At 56.2% G+C, this 1,402-nt stretch carries 1 rRNA gene (cut by a window edge); it reads right to left on the bottom strand.

The window, feature by feature from the left end:
• Positions 1-2: 2 nt before the first annotated feature.
• Positions 3-1,402 (bottom strand): 23S ribosomal RNA (locus ACFVVX_RS37825) (it continues 1,375 nt past the right edge of the window).

Here is a 1,402-nt window from a genome sequence, read left to right as displayed (position 1 = left end):
CTGAGGACAAGCCCTCGGCCTATTAGTACCGGTCAACTCCACCCCTCACAGGGCTTCCATATCCGGCCTATCAACCCAGTCGTCTACTGGGAGCCTTACCCTCTCAAGGAGGTGGGAGTGCTCATCTCGAAGCAGGCTTCCCGCTTAGATGCTTTCAGCGGTTATCCCTCCCGAACGTAGCCAACCAGCCATGCCCTTGGCAGGACAACTGGCACACCAGAGGTTCGTCCGTCCCGGTCCTCTCGTACTAGGGACAGCCCTTCTCAACACTCCTACGCGCACAGCGGATAGGGACCGAACTGTCTCACGACGTTCTAAACCCAGCTCGCGTACCGCTTTAATGGGCGAACAGCCCAACCCTTGGGACCTACTCCAGCCCCAGGATGCGACGAGCCGACATCGAGGTGCCAAACCATCCCGTCGATATGGACTCTTGGGGAAGATCAGCCTGTTATCCCCGGGGTACCTTTTATCCGTTGAGCGACGGCGCTTCCACAAGCCACCGCCGGATCACTAGTCCCGACTTTCGTCCCTGCTCGACCCGTCAGTCTCACAGTCAAGCTCCCTTGTGCACTTACACTCAACACCTGATTGCCAACCAGGCTGAGGGAACCTTTGGGCGCCTCCGTTACTCTTTAGGAGGCAACCGCCCCAGTTAAACTACCCACCAGACACTGTCCCTGATCCGGATCACGGACCCAGGTTAGACATCCAGCACGACCAGAGTGGTATTTCAACGACGACTCCACAACAACTGGCGTTGCTGCTTCAAAGTCTCCCACCTATCCTACACAAGCCGAACCGAACACCAATATCAAGCTATAGTAAAGGTCCCGGGGTCTTTCCGTCCTGCTGCGCGAAACGAGCATCTTTACTCGTAATGCAATTTCACCGGGCCTATGGTTGAGACAGTCGAGAAGTCGTTACGCCATTCGTGCAGGTCGGAACTTACCCGACAAGGAATTTCGCTACCTTAGGATGGTTATAGTTACCACCGCCGTTTACTGGCGCTTAAGTTCTCAGCTTCGCCCCACCGAAATGGAGCTAACCGGTCCCCTTAACGTTCCAGCACCGGGCAGGCGTCAGTCCGTATACATCGCCTTACGGCTTCGCACGGACCTGTGTTTTTAGTAAACAGTCGCTTCTCGCTGGTCTCTGCGGCCACCCCCAGCTCTGGCAGCAAGTGCCGTCACCAGGAATGGCCCCCCTTCTCCCGAAGTTACGGGGGCATTTTGCCGAGTTCCTTAACCATAGTTCACCCGAACGCCTCGGTATTCTCTACCTGACCACCTGAGTCGGTTTGGGGTACGGGCCGCCATGAAACTCGCTAGAGGCTTTTCTCGACAGCATAGGATCATCCACTTCACCACAATCGGCTCGGCATCAGGTCTCAGACTATGTG

Source organism: Kitasatospora sp. NPDC058170, assembly GCF_042883905.1.
GTDB lineage: Bacteria > Actinomycetota > Actinomycetes > Streptomycetales > Streptomycetaceae > Kitasatospora.
The sequence above is the reverse complement of the archived record's forward strand: the minus strand, read 5'-3'. Positions and strand labels throughout refer to the sequence as shown.